Source organism: Bradyrhizobium oligotrophicum S58, from assembly GCF_000344805.1.
GTDB lineage: Bacteria > Pseudomonadota > Alphaproteobacteria > Rhizobiales > Xanthobacteraceae > Bradyrhizobium > Bradyrhizobium oligotrophicum.
In genome coordinates this window covers 344,719-368,963 of sequence record NC_020453.1, presented here as the reverse complement: position 1 = coordinate 368,963, position 24,245 = coordinate 344,719, and the positions used below count along the sequence as shown (strand labels likewise).

Here is a 24,245-nt window from a genome sequence, read left to right as displayed (position 1 = left end):
TCCGTCTCCGACGGATGTGCGCTCAGAAATCCGAGACGATGCCCTTGCGCTCCCAATCGCCGTAGCGGGTCGGCTCCAGCCCTTTCGGCCCCTGCAGCTCCTTTGGCCGCGGATCCGACTGTTGTTCCGCCGCGAGGCGACGCCGCTCCTCGGCTTCGGCCAGGGCGCGTTGCGCAGCAGGCGTCAACGGCCTCCGCGGCGCGTCGTTGCTCGCAACCACGGACAGAGCGGGCTTGTGCGGGGTCTCGTTGCTCATCGTACCATTCCACCGTTGAACCGGTTCATTCCCGACTTCATCAGATCGTGTGCCCACGCGCGATGAAACAGGTCTAAAAAAAGCAGAGCCGATTCTTACATTTGGCATATTCCCGTGGCAGTGGTCCCGCAAGCTGATGGCATGCACCCGATCGTCGCGGAACTGCCTTTCTTCTCGCGAGTAATTCCCAGGCATGCCTCCGCCGCGATTTGCGACCCCATCCGAAGTTCCCGGCCTTGCGGCACGGCGTATTGCCGCCGACGTCATCGACGGCGTCCTGCATAAGCACCGTACGCTCGACGACCAGCTCGACGGCACCGGTGCGCATCCCGGACTGAAGCATCTCGCCGATCGCGACCGCGCCCTGATGCGCCGCTTGGTGGCGACCACCTTACGGCGTCTCGGCACCCTCGGCCACGTGCTGTCGCGCCTGTTGGATCGCGGCGTTCCAACCGACGCGCCGCGGGCGCAGAGCGCGCTCCTGATCGGCGCGGCCCAGATCCTGTGGATGGACGTTCCCGACCATGCCGCGGTCGACCTGTCGGTCCGGCTGGTGCAGGCCGACCGGCGCGCCGCCAAATATGCCGGGCTCGTCAACGCCGTGCTGCGCCGCTGCGCGCGCGAGGGAACGGCCCTGCTCGACGATGCCCAGGGCCAGCCGCTCGACATCGCGCCCTGGCTGCTGAAGCGCTGGATCGATCATTACGGCGAGGCGACGGCGAAAGACATTGCTGCTGCGCTCGGCCAGGAACCGTCGCTCGACCTCACCGTCAAGTCGGACCCGCCACAATGGGCGACACGGCTGCATGGCGAGGTTCTCCCGACCGGCACGGTGCGCACGCTGCTGCATGGCTCGGTGACGGTGCTGCCGGGCTTTGCCGAGGGCCAATGGTGGGTCCAGGACGCCGCGGCCGCCCTCCCCGCCCGCCTGCTCGGCGACGTCACCGGCAAGACCATCGCCGACCTCTGCGCTGCGCCGGGCGGCAAGACCGCCCAGCTCGCCCATGGCGGCGCCCGCGTCACCGCGGTCGACCGCTCGCAGGCCCGGATGAGCCGGCTGAAGGACAACATGACCCGGCTGCAGCTCGTGGCCGAAACGGTCGTGGCCGACGCCGCCGAGTGGCAGCCGGCAGACGCCGGCGGCTTTGACGGCATTCTGGTCGATGCGCCCTGCACCTCGACCGGCACCATCCGCCGCCACCCGGATGTGGGCTGGCTGCGGAGCGAAGCCGACATCGCGTCCCTGTCGGGCCTGCAGGCCCGGCTGCTGTCCCGAGCGGCCGGCCTGCTGAAGCCGGGCGGCACCCTGGTCTATTGTACCTGCTCGCTGGAGCCCGAAGAGGGCGAGCAGGTGGTCGAGAATGTCCTCGCCGCAACCACCGAGCTGCGCCGGATCCCGATCACCCCCGGCGAGGTGGCGGGCCTGACCGAGCTCGTCACTCCCGTGGGCGATCTGCGAACGCTGCCCTGCCATCTGCCGCATCAGGATCCGCGGCTCGGCGGGCTCGACGGTTTTTATGCGGCGAGACTGGAGCGGCGGCCGTGAGCGTGTCATCGTGCACGCCATGCGCCGGCTGCGCCGCCGGTAGCGGATTGAGGGCGTCCGCGTTGCGTTAGTCCGTTAAATCCCGATTTTTGCACCAGATTCTGGTCCCGCGATGGTGCTGCACCGGGGCCAAAAATGGTGTATCGGCGGCAGTTGCGATCTACTAAGGGTCCGCGACCGAATCCCCTCTCGACCTAAGGCTTGGCGTGTCCGCCGCTCAACGCAGACGCATATCGACATTGGTTATGGGCCGCTTTGCGCGCAGCCTGATGTCCAATGTCAGCGGTGTATCGGTATCGGTGTCCGGATTATGGCCGGGACGCGCCGACCGACTCATCATTGCGCCGCACGATCTGCGTACATCGGACGCCACCCGCGCCGCCGAGATCTATGCCGGCCGCTTCGTCTTCGCCGGCAAGATCGTCACTTGCCATGGCCGTTCGATCTTCGACCTCGAGCCGCCGTCCGAGGACTGGGAAGTCGCGCTGCTCGGCTTCGGCTGGCTGCGACATCTGCGCGCAGCCGACACCGCGCTGACCCGTGCCAATGCCCGCGCTCTGGTGGACGACTGGATCACCAACCAGATCGGCCGCCACCCGCTGAGCCGCCGCGCCGACGTGCTCGCGCGCCGCGTGATCTCGCTGCTGTCACAGGCGCCGCTGGTGCTGGCGGATTCCGACGGCAAGTTCTACCGCCGTTATCTGCGCGGACTGACCCGCGAGATCCGCTATCTCCGTTATTCGACCATCGACATCCCCGACGGGGCGCCGCGGCTGCAGGTGCTGATCGCGCTATGCTACGCGGCGTTGTGCCTCGCCAACCAGGCCAAGCACATCCGCAGCGCCAGCCGCAAACTCTCCGAGGAGTTGCAGCGGCAGATCCTGCCCGATGGCGGCCACGTTTCGCGCAATCCCGGCGCCCTGATCGAGCTCCTGATCGACCTGTTGCCGCTGCGCCAGACGTTTGCGGCCCGCAACATTGCTCCACCGCCGGCGCTGCTCAACGCCATCGACCGCATGATGCCGATGCTGCGCTTCTTCCGGCATGGCGACGGCAACATGGCGCTGTTCAACGGCATGGGCGGCACCCCGTCGGACCTGCTGGCGACCTTGCTCGCCTATGACGACACGCACGGCACGCCGATGGCGAACATGCCGCATTCCGGCTTCCAACGCCTCGACGCCGGTCCGATGACGGTCATCGTCGACACCGGTCCGCCGCCGCCACCGCATCTCAGCCACGAGGCCCATGCCGGCTGCCTCGCGTTCGAGCTGTCCTCCGGCGCGTCACGCATCGTGATCAATTGCGGCCTGCCATCGACCGGCCGTGACAACTGGCGCACCTTCGCGCGATCAACCGTGGCGCATTCGACGCTGACCTATCACAACACGTCGTCCTGCACCTTCGTCGAGATGTCGGCGATGAAGCGCCTGCTGCACGGCGCGCCGATCGTGTCGGGCCCGACGCGGGTCGAGAATTTCCGCGAGGTCGTGCCTGACGGCACGGTGCTGTCGACCTCGCATAATGGCTATGCGGCGAAGTTCGGCCTGATCCACCGCCGCGTCCTGGTCGCGGCCAATGACGGCTCGCGGCTCGACGGCGAGGACACCGTGACCCCGGCGCAGGGCGCGCGGCTGCGCGGCGGCGGCTCCGACTACGCGCTGCGCTTTCACCTGCATCCGGCGGTCAAGGCCAGCCGGCTCAGCGACGGCCGCGGCGCGATGCTGGTGCTGCCCAATCGCGAGGTCTGGACGTTCGAGACGTTCGACGACCGGGTGGATCTCGAGGACAGCGTGTTCCTGGCCGGCAATGACGGCCCGCGCCGCACCACTCAGCTGGTGATCCGGCAGGATGCGCAGCAGGCCCCCTCGATCCGCTGGAGCTTCGTGCGCTCGTCGACCTCGCCGACGGAGACCAATGCGCGGCGCAACGCGCGGCGAGAGCCGGAATTGCCGTTGTAGGCGGATCCAAAGGTTAGCGCATTACAAGCTGTGAGCGCCGCTGTCCCACCAACGGCGGAGCGCTCCCTCTCCCCGTTCTTCACGGGGCCGCGACGAGCTTCGCTCGCGCTGAGAGGGTCGGGGTGAGGGGCAGACGCACGGGAAGTGTCAGCGGTGAGACCTGTACCCCCTCACCCGGATTGCATCTCTCGATGCAATCCGACCTCTCCCCGCAAGCGGGGAGAGGTAAGGGGCGCCGTGCGCGATGAGCGAGTTGGGGCCTAAGCTCCAGAGTCGAGAGCTCAATCGATCGCGAGCACGCCGCTCTCCCGTTGTCGCCATCGGCAAAAGCTGATATGAGCCGGCTCTCGCGCGACTGGCGACTTTGGATGGAGCACCATCGGGGAGCGCGGGATCGACCGCCGTGCGCCTGGGCAACTGAACCTCCTTCACAAGGATTCTGCCCGCCATGACCAATCAGCTTCGTCCCGTTCGCCGTGCTCTGCTTTCCGTGTCCGACAAGACCCGCCTGCCCGACTTCGCGCGGGCGCTCGCGGCGCGCGGTGTCGAATTGATTTCCACCGGCGGCACCGCCAAGGCCATCGCCGAGGCCGGCCTGAAGGTGAAGGATGTCTCCGACCTCACCGGCTTTCCCGAGATGATGGACGGTCGCGTCAAGACACTGCACCCCAAGGTGCATGGCGGCCTGCTCGCGATCCGCGACAATGACGAGCACACCGAGGCGATGAAGACGCACAACATCGCCCCGATCGATCTCCTCGTCGTCAATCTCTATCCGTTCGAGGCCACCGTCGAGCGCGGTGCGTCGTTCAACGACTGTATCGAGAACATCGACATCGGCGGGCCGGCGATGATCCGCGCGGCCTCGAAGAACCACGAGGACGTCGCGGTCGTCGTCGACGTCAACGACTACGACGCCGTGCTCGAGGACCTCGCACGGCATGAGGGCTCGACCACCCTGCTGCTGCGCCGCCGGCTCGCCGCCAAGGCCTATGCCCGCACCGCCGCCTATGACGCCGCGATCTCCAACTGGTTCGCCGCGACGATTCAGAACGATTCGCCGGACTACCGCGCCTTCGGTGGCAAGCTGATCCAGTCGCTACGCTACGGCGAGAATCCGCATCAGAATGCGGCATTCTACGCGCTGCCCGGCCGCCGCCCCGGCGTCGCCACCGCGCGGCAGCTGCAAGGCAAGGAGCTGTCCTACAACAACATCAACGACACCGACGCGGCCTATGAGTGCATCGCCGAGTTCGACCCGGCGCGCACCGCGGCCTGCGTCATCGTCAAGCACGCCAACCCCTGCGGCGTCGCCGAAGGGCCCGACCTCGCCACCGCCTACCAGAAGGCGCTGGCCTGCGATTCGACCTCCGCGTTCGGCGGCATCATCGCCATGAACCGCAAGCTCGACGCCGCCACCGCGCGCGCGATCACCGGCATCTTCACCGAGGTCATCATCGCCCCCGACGCGACCGAAGAAGCGATCGCGATCATCGCTGGCCGCAAGCAGCTGCGGCTGCTGCTGGCGGGCGACCTGCCGGATCCGCGCGAAGCCGGCCTCACCGCCAAGACGGTGGCGGGCGGGCTGCTGGTGCAGAGCCGCGACAATGCCGTGGTCGACGACATGACCTTGAAGGTCGTCACCAGGCGTGCGCCCACCGAGGCCGAGCTGCGCGACCTGCGCTTCGCCTTCCGCGTCGCCAAGCACGTGAAGTCGAACACCATCGTCTACGCCAAGGATTCTGCAACCGTCGGCATCGGCGCCGGCCAGATGAGCCGGGTCGATTCGGCGCGCATCGCCGCGCGCAAGGCGCTCGATGCCGCAGGCGAGCTCAAGCTCGCCGAGCCGCTGACCAAGGGATCGGTGGTCGCCTCCGATGCGTTCTTCCCGTTCGCCGACGGCATGCTGGCCTGCATCGAGGCCGGTGCCACCGCAGTGATCCAGCCGGGCGGCTCGATGCGCGATGACGAGGTCATCAAGGCCGCCGACGAGCATGGCATCGCCATGGTGATGTCGGGCGTCCGGCATTTCAAGCACTAGGCAAGCCAAATTCAAATCGGCCGATCGAAGCCACATGGTGCTCGATCGGCCGGCTTGAAGACCGACCCGATCATCGCGTCGCGTTCTGGACTCGATACGTTTCCGGATCACCGCTGTCGGTCGGATGCTCGATCGCGCGCTTCAGCGCCGTGCTCATCGGGATGTTGAGGTTGACGCCGTTCGGCGGGATCGGGCCGAGAAACCATCTGGCATAGATCCTGGTGATTTCGCCGCTGCGGTACGTCGCCGTCAGCGCATCGTCGACCACCCTCTTGAAGGCGGGATCGTCAGGCGGCAGCAGAATCGCGTAGGGCTCGACCGACAGCGCTTCGTCCGACACGACGTAGTCGGCCGGAGCCGACGAGTTGGCGACGGTCCCGTACAGCAGGATATCGTCCATGACATGCGCGACGGCGCGATCGGTTTCCACCATGCGGAAGGCCTCGAAATTGTCCTTGGCGGCGATGATGGTGAGGCCAAGGTTGCGTTCCGCATTCAGCTCGCTGATCTGCTTGAGATTGGTCGACCCGATGGTCGACACCACCGTCCGGCCCTTGAGATCGTCCAGCGTCCGCACACGAGCCGCCGCCTTCGAAACAAAGCGGTTGGCCGCCACGAAGAAGGTCGAGGAGAACGCCACGACCTTTTGCCGTTCGAGGTTGTTGGTCATGGTCTCGCAGCCGATGTCGATCTTGCCGCTCAGGATCGAGGGAATGCGAAGCGACGGCGTGATCGGGACCAGCTTGATCTCAAGCTTTGCCAGGCCAAGGCGAGCCTTCACGGCATCCGCGACGATGGCGCAGAGGTCCATGGCATAGCCCACGACCTTGTCGTTCTTGTCGTAGTAGGAGAACGGGATCGACGATTCACGATGTCCGATCGTGAGGATCCCGGTGCTCCTGATCTTCTCCAGCGTTCCCGTCAGTTCCTCCGCGATCGCGGCATGGCCGGCGAAGCACAGCGCGGCTGCGGTCAGGACCAATCTGAGGCGCGTCATTCGATCTCCTCCCTGGAGCTTGCGGTCGCGGCGATCATCGCGCGCCGCGCATACTATTTGTTTGGCTCGCCGACGAACTACGCCGTTCCGGACCGGTCGGCCGGCCCACGATGCCGGCATAGCCGTCGATCGAGCCGGGGCGTCCGATCAGGTAGCCCTGTACGAGGTCGCAGCCGGCGCGCGTGAGCACATCGAGCTGAGCTCGCGTCTCGACGCCCTCGGCGGTCACCGGAAGCTCGAGCCCGCGCGCCAGTCCGATGACGCCGCGCAACAGGGCCTTCGATTGCGCGCTGCGCTCGAGATTCGAGATGAAGCTGCGATCGATCTTGATCATGTCGAACGGGAATGCCTGCAGATAGGACATCGAGGAATAGCCGGTGCCGAAATCATCGAGCGCGATGCGCACGCCGAGCGCCTTGAGCCGTCGCAGGATCGACATCGCGCGGGAGAAATCGTCGATCAGGACGCCTTCCGTGATCTCGAGTTCGAGGCGCGCTGCATCCAATCCGGTCTCGATCAGGGTCTCGTGGACGAGCCGCACGATGTCGTCGTTGCGGAATTGCACCGGCGACAGGTTGACGGAAATCTGCAGCCTGTTCGACCACGATGCCGCCTCACGGCATGCGGCGCGCAGGATCCATTCGCCGATCGGGATGATCAGGCCGTTCTCTTCCGTCAGCGGAATGAAGACTCCCGGCGGCACCAGGCCACGACTCGGATGGTGCCAGCGAACCAGCGCTTCGAAGCCCACGATCTCGCCGTCGATCTTCGCCAGCGGCTGGAAGTCGAGCCGCAACTCGTCGTTGGAGACCGCGGACTGCAGGTCGTGCTGCAGTTCGCGTTGATCGCGCAACTGAGCGGCCATGTCGGCCTCGAAAAATCTGATCGCGTCGCGTCCTTCGGCCTTGGCGCGGTACAGCGCGACGTCGGCGTTGGCGAGCAGCGTTTCCGGCGTGGCCCCATCGGCGGGACAGGAGGCAATGCCGATGCTCAGTCCGATGCCCAGCTGCCGTCCGGCGATCTCGATATCGCCGCGCAGCACGGTCCTGAGCTGCTCGGCCAGCTGGCCTACGGCCGCGGCCTGCGCCTCGCCGACGGTGATGACCACGAATTCGTCGCCGCCCACGCGCGCCAGGAAGGCGCCGCCGGCAACGGCCTGCAGCCGCCTCGCCACCTCGCGCAGCAATGCATCGCCGACCAGATGGCCGTGGAGGTCGTTGACCTCCTTGAAGCGGTCGAGATCGAGGCACAGGATCGCGAACGTGCCGCCGGTGCGCACGGTCTCTTCGATGGTCGTCGCGAGATAGTCGGAGAACGCCGCGCGATTGTGCAGACCGGTCAGCGAGTCGTGGTGGGCGATATACGCGATCCGCTTCTCGGCGCGTTTCTGCTCTGAGATGTCCTCGACCGTGGTGACGAAGCCACCGCCTGGCGCCGGACGGAACACGGTCACCATGGCGCGCCCGTCGGAAAACTCCGTCACCGTGCTCGCCGGTTCGTTGGCGGCGACGATGTCCATCATCCCGCGGATGTACCGGTGCGGACCGCTTTCCGGATGCAGGCCGTGCGAGACCTGATGGTCGAAGATCTGGTCGAGCGTGATCCCCGGCATCGTCAGTTCGTGCGGCAGGTGGAACATCTCGGCATAGCGGTCATTGCACAGGATCAGGCGCCGGTGCTGGTCGTACATGCAGACGCCCTGCGACAGGTTGTTCAGCGTGGCGTCGAGCTGGATGCTTTGCCTGCGGAAGAACTGCACGACGACGGCGCCCGTGCCGCCGATCGCGACGACGAGGACGATGGTAAGGCCGACCAGATAGGACGCCTCCGTCCACCAGTCGCCCAGCGCGGCGGCGACCGTCGTACTTGCCGTCAGGCTGATCGGGACGTTCGGCAGCCGCGCTTCAGCGATCAGTCGCCCGGAATTTTCGACATCGTGCGGCGCGTTCGCGCCCCGGCCCGCCCGCAGCATCCTTGCGCGAGGAACGACGTGAGCAAATGAATTTCCGATCTGTGGATCGACATGTGGGTAGTGCACGAGCAAGGTGCCGTCATCGCGAAACAGCGCCGTCGATTCATCGGTCCCGCGCGCCAGCGTGCCATAGGACTCCTCGAAATACTGCGACGCGACCGTGCAAACCACGAGACCGAGGAATTCTCCGTTCGATCCCCGGAATTTGCGGGCGAAAGATATGATCCCAGCGCCGTTCTGGGGATCCAGCGTCGGCGCGCCGATGATCGAGCTCAATCTCGGGCTTGTCTTCAGCGCCTCGAAGAAATCCCGCCCGGCAAAATCGATTTGCGGGATCGGCCAGGCCTCCGATGAGTTGATCAGCCGGCCATCCGCGCCGACCAGCATCACCGCCTTGATATGCGGGAAGCCGCTGATCCTGTCCTTCAGCAACAGGTGGATGCCACGGCCCACCATGGCGCGGCCATAGAGCTCATCGGAGACGATCGCGAGCGTCTCCATGTATTCGATCAGATTGGCCTCGATGAGATCGATCGACTGGAAGTCGCGCGCCGTCTGCCGGACGAGCACGGTCGCGGTTGCCAGAAGCTGCTGCTTGCTCTGTTCGATCGCATGCTGACGCAGATTGGACAGGATGAGGGCGATCACGCCGATCACGAGCGCGATGAGAAATGCGCCGCACAGCACGAGGACCACGATCGGCCGGGTCGTGGCCGTCCGGCGGGTCGGCTGCCCGCCGCTCTCCCGCACAGCGCCCGCTGACAAGCCGCTACGCAAGCGAATGGCCCACGACATGAATTCCCTCGATGGTCGTCACCGGGAAAATCGTAGGTACGGAGGCCGCGAATGGTGTTAACGCGACAAGCCCCCGGTCTGAAGGACATCGACACGGTTAAGAATGCATGTTGTCGGCGCGTTCGCGGTCGCCGCTATCAGTACTATGTTGCCAGCGCTTCTTCTGGACTAATGACTAACGACCCATGAGAAGCCATCCCCGAATGGACGCCAGACCTCTGAGCCGACCGCGACCATCTACCCTAAGCGCCGCATTCATCGTTCGCGGGGGAAATCGGCGACTTCATATGGTATCCGCGTATTGCGAGCATCGTCGGCCTCACCGCGGAGCGGGCGTCACGCGCGAACCCTGACCTGGGACAACAGCAGCAGCCCCGTTGCGAAGAACAGCACCAGCACGGCCATGCCGGCCTTCTGGCTCGCTGTCGCGGCGGTGATGATGCCGATCAGCAGCGGGCCGATGAACGACGTCACCTTGCCCGTGAGCGCGAAAAGCCCGAAATACTGCGCGACGCGATCCCTCGGCACCATCCTGATCAGCAGCGAGCGCGACGCGGCCTGCAGCGGCGCGCCGCAGGCGCCGATGATGCAGCCGAGCACGAGATAGGCGCGCTCCGGCAGCGAGGCGAACAGCGGGCCGCCGGGCATCGCCGGCGCCACCGGAATGAACAGGATCGAGTCAGTGTTGACCATGAGTATCCCGACGATCGCGAGCAGCAGCAGGGTCATACTGCCAGCGATGACGCGCTTCGGTCCCAGGAGATCATCGAGCTTGCCGCCGAGCCAGCCCCCCAGCGTGCCGGCGGCGGCGAGGATGATGCCGAAGGTGCCGATCTGGATCGTGTTCCAGCCGAACGTGCCGGCGGCATAGATGCCGCCGAACGCGAACAGCGACACCAGCCCATCGGTGTAGATCATGTTGGCAATGAGAAAGAGCGCGACGTCGCGCTGCTGCGGCAGGCTGCGCAGCGTCTCTCTCAATTGGCCGATGCCTTCACGCACCGCGGCACCCAACCGATGCCGCGCCGGATAGTCCGGCGTGAACAGAAACATCGGCAGCACGAACGCGATGAACCAGAGCCCGGTGAGCGGACCGGAGATGCGGTCGCCTTCATGTGTCACGGGATCGAGCCCGAACAGCGGCATGACCCCGAACAGCGTGCGGCCCGTGTCGGGATTGGCGGCGAGAAAGCCGAGCACGATGATGAGCGAGACGATGCCTCCGACATAACCGGTGGCCCAGCCGGTGCCGGACAGGCGGCCGATGCGCTCGGGCGGCACCAGGGTTGGCATCATCGCATTGTTGAACACGGTCGCGAACTCGACGCCGATGGTCGCGATCACGTAGGCCGCCAGCAGCGGCGGAATCAGATCGGGGGCCCCGGGACGCCCGATCCACATCAGGCACGAGCCGATCACCAGCATGGCGCCGAACGCCGCGATCCACGGCTTGCGCCGGCCGGTGGCGTCGGCGATGGCACCGAACACGGGCGACAGCAGCGCGATGACGATGCCGGCCGCGGCCGTGGCGAAGCCCCACAGCGCCTGGCCGCTGGCGGCGTTGGGCGCGACATGCGCGGCGAAATAGGGCGCGAACACGAAGGTCGTGATCAGCGTGAAATAGGGCTGCGTCGCCCAATCGAAGAAGATCCAGCTGACGACGGCCGTGCGACCGGGATACAGTCGGCCGTCGGCCGCGCCGGAGGTCTCGATCGTGGTGACGGCCATTCCGGAAATCCTCTGCGATCACGCTGTCGCGTTTTACGTGGGCGGGGCGGCCCTATAACATCTGACGATCGCATGCGGATGTCAGCAACGGCAGAATCTCGATGGTCACGTTCACGATTGATCGACGACGGCTCCTCGCAGTTTTCGGGCTGGTTGCGGGCTTCATGCTGTTGCAGGCCGCCAGCCTGCCGGCGCGGGCACTCGACGCCAGCGGCATCGACCTGCTCCAGCCGCCCGGTCTCGCCGCGCCAGCGCAACCCCCGGCCCATGGCATGGTGGTGGCGCAGGAAAGGATTGCCGCGCAGGTTGGCCAGCGCGTTCTGGAACTCGGCGGCAACGCGGTCGATGCCGCGGTCGCAACCGGCTTTGCGATGGCGGTCACGTACCCGGTCGCCGGCAATATCGGCGGCGGCGGATTCATGGTCGTTCATCTCGCCGCCAGCAACGAGGACATCGCGATCGACTACCGCGAGACCGGCCCGGCCGCCATCACGCGCGACATCTTCCTCACCGACGGCAAGCCGGACAATGCCAAGTCGCGCGATTCCGCGCTGTCGATCGGCGTGCCCGGATCGGTGGCCGGCCTCGCGCTCGCTTTGGAGAAATACGGATCGGGCAAGTTCACGCTGGCGCAACTGCTGCATCCGGCGATCGTCCTGGCGCGCGACGGCATCCCCGTTGCCGACGACGTCGCCGTCACGCTGCCGATGATGGCGCCGCGGTTGGCGAAATGGAAATCGTCGGCCGCGATCTTCATCCGTCCCGACGGCACCGTGCTCAAAGAGGGAGACCGGCTGGTCCAGCGCGACCTCGCAGCAACGCTCACGGCGATCGCCGAGCAGGGCCCGCGCGGTTTCTACGAGGGTCCGGTCGCCGACAAGCTTGCCAAGGCGATCCAGGATGCCGGCGGCATCATGACGTCGGCAGATCTGAAATCCTACCAGCCGGTGCTGCGCACGCCGGTGCGCGGCACCTATCGCGGCCACGACATCGTCTCGATGCCGCTGCCATCGTCGGGCGGCACCGTGCTGATCGAGATGCTGAACATCCTCGAAGGCTTTCCGCTCGCCGAGCTGAAGCAGGGCTCGCCGGCATCTCTGCACCTCCTGATCGAGGCGATGAAGCGCGCCTATGCCGATCGCGCGCGTTATCTCGGCGATCCCGCCTTCGTCGATGCGCCCGTCAGGGCGATGCTGTCGAAGGACTATGCCACGCGCCAGCGCGCCGGCATCGATCCCGCGCACGCCACCAGCGCCGGCGATGTCCTCAACATCAAGCCGCTGCGCGAAGGCAGCAACACCACGCATTTCTCGGTGGTCGACAATGACGGCAACGCCGTCAGCAACACCTACACGCTCAACTTCCCTTACGGCGTCGGCCTGGTCGCCGACGGCACTGGCGTGCTGCTCAACAACGAGCTCGACGATTTCACCGCCGCGCCCGGCGCCTCCAACGCCTTCGGCCTGGTCGGTTTCGAGGCCAATCTGCCCGGCCCGGGCAAGCGGCCGCTATCGTCGATGTCGCCGACCATCGTGCTGAAGGACGGCAAGCCGGTGCTGGTGACGGGCTCGCCCGGCGGCAGCCGCATCATCTCGACCGTGCTGCAGGTGATCGTCAACGTGATCGACTACCAGATGGACGTTCGCCAGGCCGTGGGCGCGCCGCGCCTGCACCATCAATGGATGCCGGACGAGGTGCGGGTCGAGAAGGGCTTTGCCGATGACGTTCTGGCCGGCCTGCGCGCACGAGGTCACAAGATCGAGGAGCCGATGGGGCGGACATCCGCCAATTCGATCCTGGTGACCTCGGATGGATTCGTCGGCGCACCGGATCCGCGCAGCAAGGGCGCGACCGCGGCCGGGCGCTGACGGCGCCGGTTCCCAGGTGAGGCCCGTGTCGTCCGCCCGGATGACGATTTGCCGCCGCCTGTCCTGCCCGTTCAGCCCCTTCCCTCCGTTGGCGCGGTGGCCGAGGCGCGTTAGAAGCATACCAGGGCGCAGCGCCGCTCGCCCGCAAGACGGCGTCGGACGTTCTAGTGCATTTGCGAAGATTCGTAGTTGGTCTGCTGGTGTTTGCGGCCCTGCTGGTGGCGGGCTGGCTCACCTATCGGCCTGACCGGGCGCTGCGCACCGCAACCACCACGGTGGCGCAGATGATCTGCGCCAAGACCTTCGTCTCCGGCCTCGATCCGCACACGGTGTTTGCAGAGACGATGGAGCGCCCCGGCCTGCGCCGTCTGCGCGCCGTGATGCGCTATCGGGTCGAGCCCGACATGGGAATGGTGGAGGCGTCGCTGCTCGGCCTGCATGCCAGCCGTGCCTCGTTCCACGACGGCCTCGGCTGCGTGTCATCGCAAGGCCAGAAGCCGCCCTATGTGCCGCATAGCGACGTCGCTGCGTTGCGTGCCGCCGGGCCGGCTCCGGCCCTGCCCGACTTCACCGAAGGCGCGCCAGTAGAGCCCACCGATCCCGCGCTCAAGGCTGCGCTCGATCACGCCTTCGAGGAGCCGGTCGGCCCGCCGTTCCGCCGCACCAAGGCGGTCGTCGTCGTCAAGGACGGTCGCGTGATCGCGGAACGCTATGCGGCGAACATCGCCGTCGAGACGCCGCTGATGGGCTTCTCGATGACCAAGACTGTCACCAACGCCCTGCTCGGCATCCTGACCCGGCAGGGCAAGCTCAGCCCGTCGATCCCGGCGCCCGTCGCGGAATGGCGCGAGGCCGGAGATCCGCGTCACGGCATCACGATCGAGCAGCTGATGCGGATGACCAGCGGCCTGGCGCTCGACGAGACCAATTCGGGGTTCGATCCATCGAGCCAGATGGAGATCCATCGCGACATGGCGGCCTACGCCGTGCATGCGCCGCTGATCGCGCCGCCCGGGCAGCGCTGGGCGTATTCGAGCGCGAGCACGCAGATCCTGGCCCGCATCATCCGCGACGCCGCGGGTGGGCCTGAGCAAACCATCGAGCTCGCCTGGCGCGAGCTGTTCAATCCGCTCGGCATGCAGCACGTGACGCTGCAATATGACGGCACCGGCACGATCCAGGGCTATGGCTCCATGCTGGCAAGCGCGCGCGACTGGACCAAGCTGGGGCTGCTCTATCTCGGCGATGGTGTCGTCGGCGACAGGCGCATCCTGCCCGAGGGCTGGGTGGCGATGTCGGCGACCGCCACGCTCGACACCGACTATGGCGCGGGATTGTGGACCAACCGCAGCCAGCACGTTCATGCGCAAGGGCGCGCGAAGCAGGGCATCCCGCCGGATGCGTTCTTCGCCTTCGGCCTGCTCGGGCAGCGGCTCGTGATCATGCCGAGCCAGCGCATGGTGGTGGTCAGGCTCGGCGACGCCGTCGATCCGGACGGCGACATCAGAGGTGTCGCCCGGCTGGTGCGCGAAGTGATCGCGGCAACCGAGGCACCGGCGACCGCCGCCAAATAGAGCTCAGCGACCGACCTCGTAGGGCCCGCCCTTCTCCAGCGCGATCTTGTAGGCCGGCCGTGCCTCGATGCGGGCGAGGAAATCCATCGCGCGCGGATGGCCGTGCTCCAGGCCGCCGCGCGATGCCGCCGCCTGCAGCGGAAAGCTCATCTGGATGTCGGCGGCGGTGAACGCCTCGCCGGCGAACCACTCGCTCTTCTGCAGCTCGCTCTCCCAGAACGCCATGTGCTGCTTCAGCTGCGGGTTCACCAGCGTGGTCAGCGCCTGGTTCGACACTTTGCGCACCAGGGGCCGCAGCAGCGCCGGCGCCCGCTTCGGCATGATGTTGAACAGCAGCTTCAGCAGCAGCAGCGGCATCGCCGAGCCCTCGGCATAGTGCAGCCAATAGGAATAGCGCAGCCGCTCCGGTGTCTTCGGCGGCGGGATCAGCCGGCCATTGCCGTAGTTCTCGATCAGGTATTCGACGATGGCGCCGGACTCGGCGACGGTGTTGCCGCCATCGGTGATGACGGGCGACTTGCCGAGCGGATGGATGGCGCGCAGCTCCTTTGGCGCGCGCATGTCGGGCTGGCGTTCGTAGCGGATGATCTCATAGGGAACGCCGAGCTCCTCGAGCAGCCAGAGCACGCGTTGCGAGCGGGAATTGTTGAGATGGTGAACGGTGAGCATGAAGTCCCCGAAGACGGATCGAGTGGCGGGCGCTGTTCCGTAGCAGGACAGGACCGGTTCGGCGAGGCGGGGAACGCGTGAGCAGGCGCGAAATAATCACCCGGGTAATATTGACTTTAATTTCATCCGGGTCTTATTAAGGGCCATCACGAGGGTCAAACGCCAAGAACGGCCCTGCCACAGACCATGAGATTGCTGTCGGCCTCCGACAGCAATCTCATGGAGAGGGGATTGCGGGATATGGATACCTACACCGCCTTTGCCGGCCAGGCCCGAATCGCGGCCGGAGCGCTGCCCAAGGTCGCGCTGGCGCTGAAACACGGCGCGACGGCTCACGCGCCGGTCGCGATCTTCAGCGATCGCACCGGGCGGCCGGTCGACCTCGACCTGCGCGGCAGCGACCGGGAGATCCTGGCTCGGCTCGTGAGCGAAGTCCCGGCGGCGCCGGATCAGCAGCCGAGCGAGCCGCGCGGTCGCGGCCGCCCCCGCCTCGGCGTGGTCGCGCGCGAGGTGACCTTGCTGCCGCGCCATTGGGAATGGCTCAGCGCGCAGCCGGGCGGCGCCTCGGTCGCGCTGCGCAAGCTGGTCGACGAGGCCCGCCGCACCAGCGGCGACAAGGATCGCGCGCGCGAAGCGCGCGAGGCGGCCTATCACTTCATGTCGGCGATGGGCGGCAACCTGCCGCAGTTCGAGGAGGCATCGCGCGCATTGTTCGCCGACGATCTCCGTCGCTTCGCAAGTCTGCTCGTGGACTGGCCTGCCGACATCCGCGATCATGCCGTCGCGCTTGCCCATCGCCACCGCGCGGACTGATATCCGCCGCTTCGGATAGCCAACGAGAGCAACCGTTCGCGGCCCGCCCTCGTCCAGTTTCCTGCAACGCGACCGCGCCTTGATCGAAGGGCGGCCGACGGAACCATGCTCGTGTCAACTCCCGCTGCGCTCCGCAAGCCGTTCCTGGTGTTTCTCGCGCCGATGATGCTGAGCAACATCCTGCAATCATTGTTCGGCACCATCAACAACGTCTATCTCGGCCAGATGATCGGCGTCGACGCGCTGGCCGCGGTGTCGGTGTTCTTCCCGGCGATGTTCTTCTTCATCTCCTTCGTCATGGGTCTCGGCTCCGGCGCCAGCGTGCTGATCGGGCAGGCCTGGGGCGCGAAGGAGCCGGCGAAGGTGAAGGCGATCGCCGGCACGACGTTGACCGTCACCCTGCTGCTCGCCGGCGTGATCGCGCTCGGAGGCCTGTTCAGCCGCGAATTGCTGACCGCGCTCGCGACGCCCGCCAACATCCTGGATGCGGCCGCGGGCTACGCCCGCATCATGATGATTACGATGCCCTTGACCTTCGCCTATATCCTGCTGTCGTCGCAGATGCGCGCGGTCGGCGACACCGTGACGCCGCTTGCCGCGCTCGCGGCCTCGACCTCGCTCGGGCTGGTGCTGACGCCGGTGTTCATCCGCGGCTGGCTCGGGGCGCCCCAGCTCGGGGTCGCGAGCGCCGCCTGGGCCTCGGCGATCTCGACTTTGATGACGCTGACATTGCTCCATGTCTACTTGCGACGGCGCAAGCATCCGCTGGCCTTCGACGCGGCGTTCCTTAGGGGTATGCGGCCCGATCCGAAGCTGCTGCGCATCGTGCTGCGGCTCGGCATTCCCGCAGCGATCGGCATGATCGTGATGTCGCTGGCCGAGATGGTGCTAATCGGTCTGGTCAATGGCTTCGGCTCCGACGCCACCGCCGCCTATGGCGCCGTCAACCAGGTGCTGGGCTACGTGCAGTTTCCGGCGCTGTCGATCGCGATCTCGGTCTCCATCTTCGGCGCCCAGGCGATCGGCCGCGGCAACGCCGAGCAGATCGGCCGCATCGTTCGCACGGGAATCGAGATGAACGTGCTGCTGACCGGCAGCCTGGTCGCGATCGGCTATCTGTTCTCGCGCACGCTGATGGGATTCTTCATCACCGATCCCGCCGTGATCGAGGTGGCGCAGCGCTCGCTGCACATCGTGCTGTGGAGCTCGGTGATGTTCGGCATGTCCACCACCTTCTCGGCGGCGATGCGCGCCTCCGGCACGGTGTGGATGCCGCTGGCGATCTCGGCGTTTGCGATCGCCGCGATCGAGGTGCCCACCGCGACCTGGCTCAGCCGCAGCATCGGCCTCGACGGCGTCTGGATTGCTTATCCCGTCACCTTCACGGCGATGATGCTGCTGCAGATGAGCTATTATCTCCTGGTCTGGCGCAAGCGCACGGTGCGGAGGATGATTTAGGAGAGCCTGCCGCACACTTTTTGCAATATGACGGTCATCATAAAGCTCTGGACGCAGCTGCCGCGCTGGACCACAATGAGCAAAAGTGAGGAGACCGCCCGTGAGCCGACCTGCACCCGAATTCATGTTCGATTTCGGCAGCCCCAACGCCTATCTAAGCCATGAGGCGATCCCGGCGATCGAAAAGCGCATCGGCGTCCAGTTTTACTATGTCCCGGTGCTGCTCGGCGGCATCTTCAAGGCGACCAACAACAAGTCGCCGGCCGAGTCGCTGGCCGGCATCAAGAACAAGCGCGAGTTCCACGAGGTCGAGACCCAGCGCTTCCTGAAGCGCTATCAGGTCCAGCCCTGGGTCTGGAACCCGCATTTCCCGGTCAATACGCTGAACCTGATGCGCGCAGCGGTCGCGGCCCAGCTCGAAGGCGTGTTCGAGAAGTATGTCGACGCCGCATTCCATCACATGTGGCGCGAGCCGAAGAAGATGGATGATCCCGAGGTTGCGGTGGCGGCGATCACATCGTCTGGTCTCGACGGCGCCAAGCTGTTCGCCCGGGCGCAGGAGCCTGAGGTGAAGGCGAAGCTCGTCGAGAACACGCAACGCGCCGTCGAGCGCGGCGCGTTCGGTTCTCCGACGTTCTTCGTCGGCAACGAGATGTTCTTCGGCAAGGAACAGCTGCGCGACGTCGAAGAGATGGTGCTTGGAAAATGATCTTCGTCATCGCGGGCGAAGCTCGCAGTGACGCCGTGGTAAGAACGGAGTTACCATGCAACAGCGCAACGCCACCGTCGCCGTGATCGGGGCCGGCGACTACATCGGCGCCGAGATCGTCAAGAAATTCGCCTCCGAAGGCTTCACCGTGTTCGCCGGCCGTCGCAACGGCGACAAACTTGCACCGCTGGTGGCGGAGGTTGAAGCAGCCGGCGGCCGCATCGTGGCACGGTCGCTCGATGCGCGGAACGAGGCGGAGACGACGGCCTTCCTCAACGACGCCGACAAGCATGCGCCGCTCGAGGTCGTGATCTTCAACGTCGGCGCCAACGTCAATTTCCCGATCTTGGAGACCACCGATCGCGTCTTCCGCAAGGTCTGGGAGATGGCGTGCTGGGCCGGATTCGTCGCGGGGCGCGAGGCCGCCCGGCTGATGCTGCCGCGTGGCGGCGGCAAGATCTTCTTCACCGGCGCGACCGCGTCGCTGCGCGGCGGGTCCGGTTATGCTGCCTTTGCGTCGGCCAAGTTCGGCCTGCGCGCGGTGGCGCAGTCGATGGCCCGCGAGCTGATGCCGCAGAACATCCATGTCGCCCATCTCATCATCGATTCCGGCGTCGACACCGCCTGGGTGCGCGAGCGCCGCGCCCAGATCTGGGGCAAGGAAGCGCTGGACAATCCCGACCTGCTGATGCCGCCGGCCTCGGTCGCATCAGCCTATTGGCAGCTCTATCAGCAGCCGAGGACCGCGTGGACCTTCGAGATGGAGATCCGGCCTTTCGGCGAGAAATGGTGAGTGGCGAATAGGGAGTAGCGAATAGGGAATGGTGGCCATTCCCATTCGCTACTCGCCATCAGCTATTCGCTTCTGCATGATGCAGCCTCGCGAACGGAGAGACCCCCATGCGTATTCTTGTCGTCGGCGCCGGCGCCATTGGCGGCTATTTCGGCGGCCGGCTGCTGCAGTCGGGCGCTGATGTCACCTTCCTGGTCCGGCCGCGGCGCGCCGCGGAGCTCGCCGGTGCGGGCCTCGTGATCCGCAGCCCCGGCGGCGACGTCACGCTGGCCGGCCCGCCGACGGTTCAAGCCGACAGCCTGAAGCAGCCCTTCGACGTGGTGCTGTTGAGCTGCAAGGCCTTTGATCTCGACGATGCGATCAATTCGTTCGCACCGGCGGTCGGCCCGAGCACGGCAATCATTCCGCTGCTCAACGGCATGAAGCATCTCGACGTACTCGACGCCAGGTTCGGGCGGGAGCGGGTGCTCGGCGGACTCTGCGCGATCGCGGCGACGTTGAACGAACAGCGCGAGGTGGTGCAGCTGCAGCCGATGCAGTCGCTGAGCTTCGGCGAGCGCGACGGCGGATCGTCCGAGCGTATCAGCGCGATCTTCGAGATTTTCCAGCGCGGCAATTTCAACGCGTCCGCCAGCGACCACGTCATGCAGGACATGTGGGAGAAGTGGGTCTTCCTGGCCTCGCTCGCCGCATCCACGACGTTGATGCGCGCGCCGGTCGGCGTGATCCTGAGCGCGCCCGGCGGCAAGGATTTCCTGCTCGGCATGCTCGACGAATGCAGCGCCACGGCGGCAGCCGCCGGCTACGCCCCGGCCGGCGCGTTCTTCCAGCGCGTCTCCGGCATGATCACGGCAGAGGGCTCGCCGATGACAGCGTCGATGTTCCGCGATCTCCGCGCCGGCCTGCCGGTCGAGGCCGACCACGTCATCGGCGATCTCGTCGCACGCGCCGATGCCGCCAAGGTGCCGGTGCCGCGGCTGCGCATCGCCTATACCCAGCTGAAGGTTTACGAGGCGCAGCGGGGAAAGTGAGCTCCGTCGTTACAAGACCAACGGTTATCGGTTGACGAGGCTTCGTCGAGCCGCAAGCACACATGTCGTCCCTGCGAACGCATGCGAACGCAGGGACCCATACGCCGCGGCCGTCGTGAGACGGACAACTCGCAGCCAAATCCCTCGATAGCGTCCGCGGTATGGGTCCCGGATCGGCGCCCGCCGACGCTCCGCGTCAGCGGGTTTGTCCGGACGACAGCTGTGGGTGCAGCGCGAGGACCTATCCCATCACCAACAACGACGAATGGACCAGATTCACTACAAATGCGCCAGATAGTGCGCGAGCGCGGTGATCTCCTCGTCGCTCAGCGGATAGGCCACGTCCGTCATCGCCGCCTGGCTGCCGCCGACGCGCTGGCCGCTCTTGTAGTCGTGCAGCGCCTTGACGAGATATTCCTCGCGCTGGCCGGCGACCCGCGCCACGCCCTTGGTGCCGGCATAGCTGTCGAGATGGCAGGAGGCGCAGCGGCGGCCGGCAGCGGCTTCGGCGCCCTTCTTCGACAGATCCGGATTATCGTCGGGCGGTGACTTCGCCGGCTGCAGCGAAGCGAAATAGGCGCCGAGGTTGCGGATGTCCTCGTTGTTCAGCTGATCGATGATCGGCTTCATCGCCTCGTTCTTGCGGGTGCCGGCCCGGAAGAACACCAGCTGCCACTGGATGAACTGGTCCTGCTGGCCGGCCAGCGAAGGAATGTTCTCGGTCTGCGAGATGCCGTTCTCGCCATGGCAGCCGACGCAGAGCTCGGCCTTGGCCTTGCCGGCTTCGACATCAGCCGCCTGCGCAGAGATGCTCATCAAGGCCAGCGCCAGCGCGGATGCCGCAGCAGCTCCATGACGCATGTCAAATCCTCCGAATGTCCGGCTTCGCCCGCGCGGCCGGGATCGCCACGCTCAGGTCAACGCGCAGCCTCGAAAATAGTTGGGGCTGCGGCCGCCATAAGGCAGCGCGCAGCCCCCCTGTCACGACGAGATCACTTCTTCTCGTAGCTGATGCGATAGATCGCGCCGGCCCAGTCGTCCGCCACCAGGATCGAGCCGTCCTTGGCGAGGACGATGTCGTCGGGGCGGCCGAGATAACCCTGATCGCCCTCGATGAATCCGGAAGCGAACACCTCCTGCTTGGCATCCTTGCCGTCGGGACCGACGATGACGCGCATGATGCGCGCGCCCTGGTACTTGTGCCGGTTCCAGGAGCCGTGCTCGGCGATCAGGATGTTGTTCTTGTACTCCGCCGGAAACTGGTCGCCGGTGTAGAACTTCATGCCGAGCGGCGCGACGTGCGCCCCAAGGTTCAGCACCGGCGGTGTGAACTCCGAGCATTTGTGGCCCATCGCGAACTTCGGATCCGGCAGGTCACCCTGGTGGCAATAGGGATAGCCGAAATGCTCGCCGATCTTCGAGATCATGTTGAGCTTGTCGCTCGGCAGATCGTCGCTGACCCAGTCGCGCGCATTCTCCGTGAACCAGTATTTGCCGGTACGCGGATCGACGTCGCCGCCGACGCTGTTGCGCACGCCGAGCGCATAGATCTCGGCATTGCCGGTACGCGGATCGACGCGGCGGATCTGCGACACTGAGGTCGGCGGGATGCCGATGTTGAAGGGCGGGCCGAACGGCAGATAGAACCAGCCGTCCTTGTCGACGGCGATGTATTTCCAGCCATGCGCGGCGTAGGACGGCATGTCGTCATAGACGACCTTGCCCTGGCCGAGATTGTCGACATTGGCCTCGGCGTTCTCGTATTTGATCAGCTTGTCGACCGCGATCACGTAGAGATTGCCGTCCTGGAAGGCGAGGCCGGTCGGCATGTTCAGGCCCTTGAGGACCGTCTTGACCTCGCGCTTGCCGCCCTTGTCGCTGATCGCATAGACGTTGCCGAGCCCGAACGAGCCGACGAACAGCGTGCCCTTGTCGCCCCAGGCCATCTGCCGCGCGGCGAGCACGCCCGACGCCCAGACCTCCATCTTGAAGCCGTCCGGCAGCTTCACCTGTTTGATGATCTTGGCGAGTTCGGCATCGGAGGCACCGGTCGGTGGCCCCGATGGCGGCGCCAATCCCTTCTGCGCCTCGGTCTCGTCGCCGAGGAACCAGTCATCCGGCGGATGGGTCCAGAATTCCTTGGTGCCGGATTCGTATTTCTTCAATCCCTTGCCCTGGTCGGGCTGCTGCTGCGCGCCGGCCATGCTGGTGCCGGCGAGAAGACCAATCGTTGCAAGCGCAAGAATGCTTCGGTGAAAAGCCGATGTCATCGCTTCACTCCCATGAGGCAGCTCGTGTGGCTGCGTCTACTTTATCGGAACGTATTTTGAAGACGTCCTTTGGCCGACCACATCCGTGGTCCTGCGCGAAAATGGTAGCACATCCCGGGCGGGTGAGAAGCGGATTGCTGTCAGGTTCACGCGACGCTCAATCCACGCTGCAGCGCTCCTCGCATGCCCCGTGCTCATTTCATGTGCGCGTCCTGCGACGCATCGATCATTGTCGCAGCGGCAATAGCGCACGGCCATGCGCCGTGTTCATACGCATCGATCGAGCATGCGATTGCCGGCGCGTCAGCAATTGCTAGGATGAAATGAACGCGTCAACGCAGCGTGCGTCCAACGCCCTCAAAACTCGTGCCGAACAGGGTGCCTGATGTCCGACCAGTCTGATCTCCCGACACCCAAAGCCGGTGCAGGCGTTCTCGAATTGCTGCGCCGGTTCGCCGCGGACCCGGCAGCAGCGGCCACGTATGGTGAAGATTGTCTGAAGCAGACCCTGGCGATCGAGCCGCGCCTGAAGGCATTCGAATATCTGCCGCGGGATGTCACGGCGAAGACCGGCCCGCTCGGCGGAATTCCTGTCGCCATCAAGGACATCATCGCGACCTCGGACATGCCGACGACGAACGGCTCGCCCATCTATCGCGATCATGTACCTGACGCCGACGCCTGGGTGGTCGAGCGGCTGCGCAATCTCGGTGCGACGATCTTCGGCAAGACCGTCTCGACCGAGTTCGCGTGGCGCCATCCAGGTCCCACCGTCAATCCATGGAACCCCGAGCACTCGCCGGGCGGCTCGTCATCCGGCTCTGCCGCGGCTGTTGCAGCCGGCCTCGTGCCGCTGGCGCTGGGCACGCAGACGCTGGGTTCAGTGATCCGGCCAGCCGCTTTCAACGGCGTCGTCGGCTTCAAGCCGAGCTTTGGTGCGGTCCCCCGCATCGGCGTGCATCCGCTCAGCCCGTCGCTCGATCATGTCGGCTTCTTCGCGCGCTGCGTCGACGACGTGGCTCTCGCGCTCTCTTTGCTCACCGGCACCAGCGACGGCGACCTGCACGGGCGGCCGCTGCCGGGCTTTGCCGTCGACATCGAGCTGGGCATCACGCCGCTCGCCAAGCCGCGGCTCGCGGTCGCGCGCTTTTCCAAATGGGAGCGCGCCGAGCCCGAGCAGAAGGCCGTGTTCGAGTCCGTCGTCGACAGGCTGCGCAGCGCCGGCGCGGTGATCGAAGAGATCGCGCTGACCGAGCTCGACGCCATCAATTGGGACGCGATCACCACGATCATGCTGAGCGAGGCGACCACGATCTTTTCCGATCTGATCGCGCGCTATCCCGATCGCGTCAGCGACGTGATGAAGTCGCATGTCGAGAGCGGGCGGAGCAAAACGGCGATGGAATATCTGGCCGCGAAGGCGGCGCAGGCCGAACGGCAGAGAGCGCTCCCGGCTGAGCTCGACGGCTTCGATGCCGTGCTGACCCTGCCAGCCTTCGGCGAAGCGCCACACGGCCTCGACTGGACGGGTGACGCCGAATATTGCGCGCCGTGGACATTCGTCGGCGCGCCGGCGGTGTCCCTGCCCGCGGGGTTCGGGAGGAACGGCCTGCCCCTCGGAGTCCAGATCGCCGGTCGCCCCCGCGACGATCTCCGCACGCTCCGGGTTGCGAAATGGGTCGAGGCAACGCTGGCGTTCGATCCCGGCCTACCGCCCCTCCGGAGACCTTGATGCCACAGACGATCGGCCCAAGGAGGCCCAAA

Annotated in this window: 18 protein-coding genes and 1 riboswitch; of the genes, 11 read left to right on the top strand and 7 right to left on the bottom strand. The window is 66.0% G+C overall.

Annotated elements, in window-relative coordinates; all coding sequences use genetic code 11:
- Positions 1-22: 22 nt before the first annotated feature.
- Positions 23-256 carry a DUF1674 domain-containing protein gene (locus S58_RS01740; RefSeq protein ID WP_015663502.1) on the bottom strand — a complete coding sequence of 78 codons (234 nt, stop codon included), beginning with the start codon at positions 254-256 and terminating at the stop codon, positions 23-25.
- Positions 257-449: 193 nt separating this feature from the next.
- Between S58_RS01740 and S58_RS01735 the strand changes: the two genes are divergently transcribed.
- The 3 genes from S58_RS01735 to purH all read left to right on the top strand — a co-directional run bounded on the left by S58_RS01735 (position 450) and on the right by purH (position 5,804).
- Complete coding sequence (locus S58_RS01735) at positions 450-1,802, top strand: RsmB/NOP family class I SAM-dependent RNA methyltransferase (RefSeq protein WP_015663501.1); 1,353 nt, start codon at positions 450-452, stop codon at positions 1,800-1,802.
- A 245-nt stretch (positions 1,803-2,047) separates the two neighbouring features.
- Positions 2,048-3,763: a heparinase II/III family protein gene (locus S58_RS01730; RefSeq protein ID WP_015663500.1), complete on the top strand. Its 1,716-nt coding sequence runs from the start codon at positions 2,048-2,050 to the stop codon at positions 3,761-3,763.
- A gap of 341 nt (positions 3,764-4,104) precedes the next feature.
- Positions 4,105-4,185, top strand: a riboswitch (ZMP/ZTP riboswitch).
- Positions 4,186-4,211: 26 nt separating this feature from the next.
- On the top strand, positions 4,212-5,804 hold the full coding sequence (gene purH / locus S58_RS01725) for a bifunctional phosphoribosylaminoimidazolecarboxamide formyltransferase/IMP cyclohydrolase (protein ID WP_015663499.1): 1,593 nt from the start codon (positions 4,212-4,214) through the stop codon (positions 5,802-5,804).
- A gap of 70 nt (positions 5,805-5,874) precedes the next feature.
- On the opposite strand, the gene S58_RS01720 is transcribed toward purH, so the two are convergent.
- From S58_RS01720 to S58_RS01710, 3 genes are all read right to left on the bottom strand, one after another.
- Entirely contained in the window at positions 5,875-6,801 is a 927-nt protein-coding gene (locus tag S58_RS01720) for an amino acid ABC transporter substrate-binding protein (protein WP_015663498.1), read from the bottom strand.
- A 34-nt stretch (positions 6,802-6,835) separates the two neighbouring features.
- Positions 6,836-9,568 (bottom strand): bifunctional diguanylate cyclase/phosphodiesterase, encoded by a 2,733-nt coding sequence (locus tag S58_RS35720; RefSeq protein ID WP_083938458.1) that lies wholly within the window; start codon positions 9,566-9,568, stop codon positions 6,836-6,838.
- Between the two features lie 336 nt (positions 9,569-9,904).
- A complete protein-coding gene (locus S58_RS01710; protein ID WP_015663496.1) occupies positions 9,905-11,296 on the bottom strand; it encodes an MFS transporter in 1,392 nt (463 codons plus the stop codon).
- Positions 11,297-11,460: 164 nt separating this feature from the next.
- On the opposite strand from S58_RS01710, the gene ggt reads away from it, so the two are divergent.
- The gene (ggt, locus tag S58_RS01705) at positions 11,461-13,164 is read left to right on the top strand and encodes a gamma-glutamyltransferase (RefSeq protein ID WP_042340489.1); all 1,704 of its coding nucleotides are present in this window, start codon (positions 11,461-11,463) and stop codon (positions 13,162-13,164) included.
- A gap of 167 nt (positions 13,165-13,331) precedes the next feature.
- Entirely contained in the window at positions 13,332-14,738 is a 1,407-nt protein-coding gene (locus S58_RS01700; RefSeq protein WP_015663494.1) for a serine hydrolase domain-containing protein, read from the top strand.
- 3 nt (positions 14,739-14,741) lie between these two features.
- Here the strand turns inward: S58_RS01700 and S58_RS01695 are convergent, their stop codons facing one another.
- Entirely contained in the window at positions 14,742-15,407 is a 666-nt protein-coding gene (locus S58_RS01695; RefSeq protein ID WP_015663493.1) for a glutathione S-transferase family protein, read from the bottom strand.
- 240 nt (positions 15,408-15,647) lie between these two features.
- Between S58_RS01695 and S58_RS01690 the strand changes: the two genes are divergently transcribed.
- The 5 genes from S58_RS01690 (at position 15,648) to panE (ending at position 20,211) form a co-directional block, all read left to right on the top strand.
- Positions 15,648-16,220: a DUF2239 family protein gene (locus S58_RS01690; RefSeq protein ID WP_144058221.1), complete on the top strand. Its 573-nt coding sequence runs from the start codon at positions 15,648-15,650 to the stop codon at positions 16,218-16,220.
- A 105-nt stretch (positions 16,221-16,325) separates the two neighbouring features.
- A complete protein-coding gene (locus S58_RS01685) occupies positions 16,326-17,678 on the top strand; it encodes an MATE family efflux transporter (RefSeq protein WP_015663491.1) in 1,353 nt (450 codons plus the stop codon).
- A gap of 100 nt (positions 17,679-17,778) precedes the next feature.
- Positions 17,779-18,387, top strand: a complete 609-nt coding sequence (locus S58_RS01680) for a 2-hydroxychromene-2-carboxylate isomerase (protein ID WP_015663490.1) — start codon at positions 17,779-17,781, stop codon at positions 18,385-18,387.
- A gap of 55 nt (positions 18,388-18,442) precedes the next feature.
- Positions 18,443-19,180, top strand: coding sequence for an SDR family oxidoreductase (locus tag S58_RS01675; RefSeq protein WP_015663489.1), 738 nt, complete (start codon positions 18,443-18,445; stop codon positions 19,178-19,180).
- A gap of 107 nt (positions 19,181-19,287) precedes the next feature.
- The gene (gene panE / locus S58_RS01670) at positions 19,288-20,211 is read left to right on the top strand and encodes a 2-dehydropantoate 2-reductase (RefSeq protein ID WP_015663488.1); all 924 of its coding nucleotides are present in this window, start codon (positions 19,288-19,290) and stop codon (positions 20,209-20,211) included.
- Positions 20,212-20,490: 279 nt separating this feature from the next.
- On the opposite strand, the gene S58_RS01665 is transcribed toward panE, so the two are convergent.
- Positions 20,491-21,072: a c-type cytochrome gene (locus S58_RS01665; RefSeq protein WP_015663487.1), complete on the bottom strand. Its 582-nt coding sequence runs from the start codon at positions 21,070-21,072 to the stop codon at positions 20,491-20,493.
- Between the two features lie 131 nt (positions 21,073-21,203).
- The gene (locus S58_RS01660; RefSeq protein WP_015663486.1) at positions 21,204-22,481 is read right to left on the bottom strand and encodes a PQQ-dependent sugar dehydrogenase; all 1,278 of its coding nucleotides are present in this window, start codon (positions 22,479-22,481) and stop codon (positions 21,204-21,206) included.
- A 385-nt stretch (positions 22,482-22,866) separates the two neighbouring features.
- Here S58_RS01660 and S58_RS01655 point away from each other — a divergent pair, with 385 nt between their 5' ends.
- Positions 22,867-24,213 (top strand): amidase, encoded by a 1,347-nt coding sequence (locus tag S58_RS01655; protein ID WP_015663485.1) that lies wholly within the window; start codon positions 22,867-22,869, stop codon positions 24,211-24,213.
- The last annotated feature ends 32 nt before the right edge of the window (positions 24,214-24,245 follow it).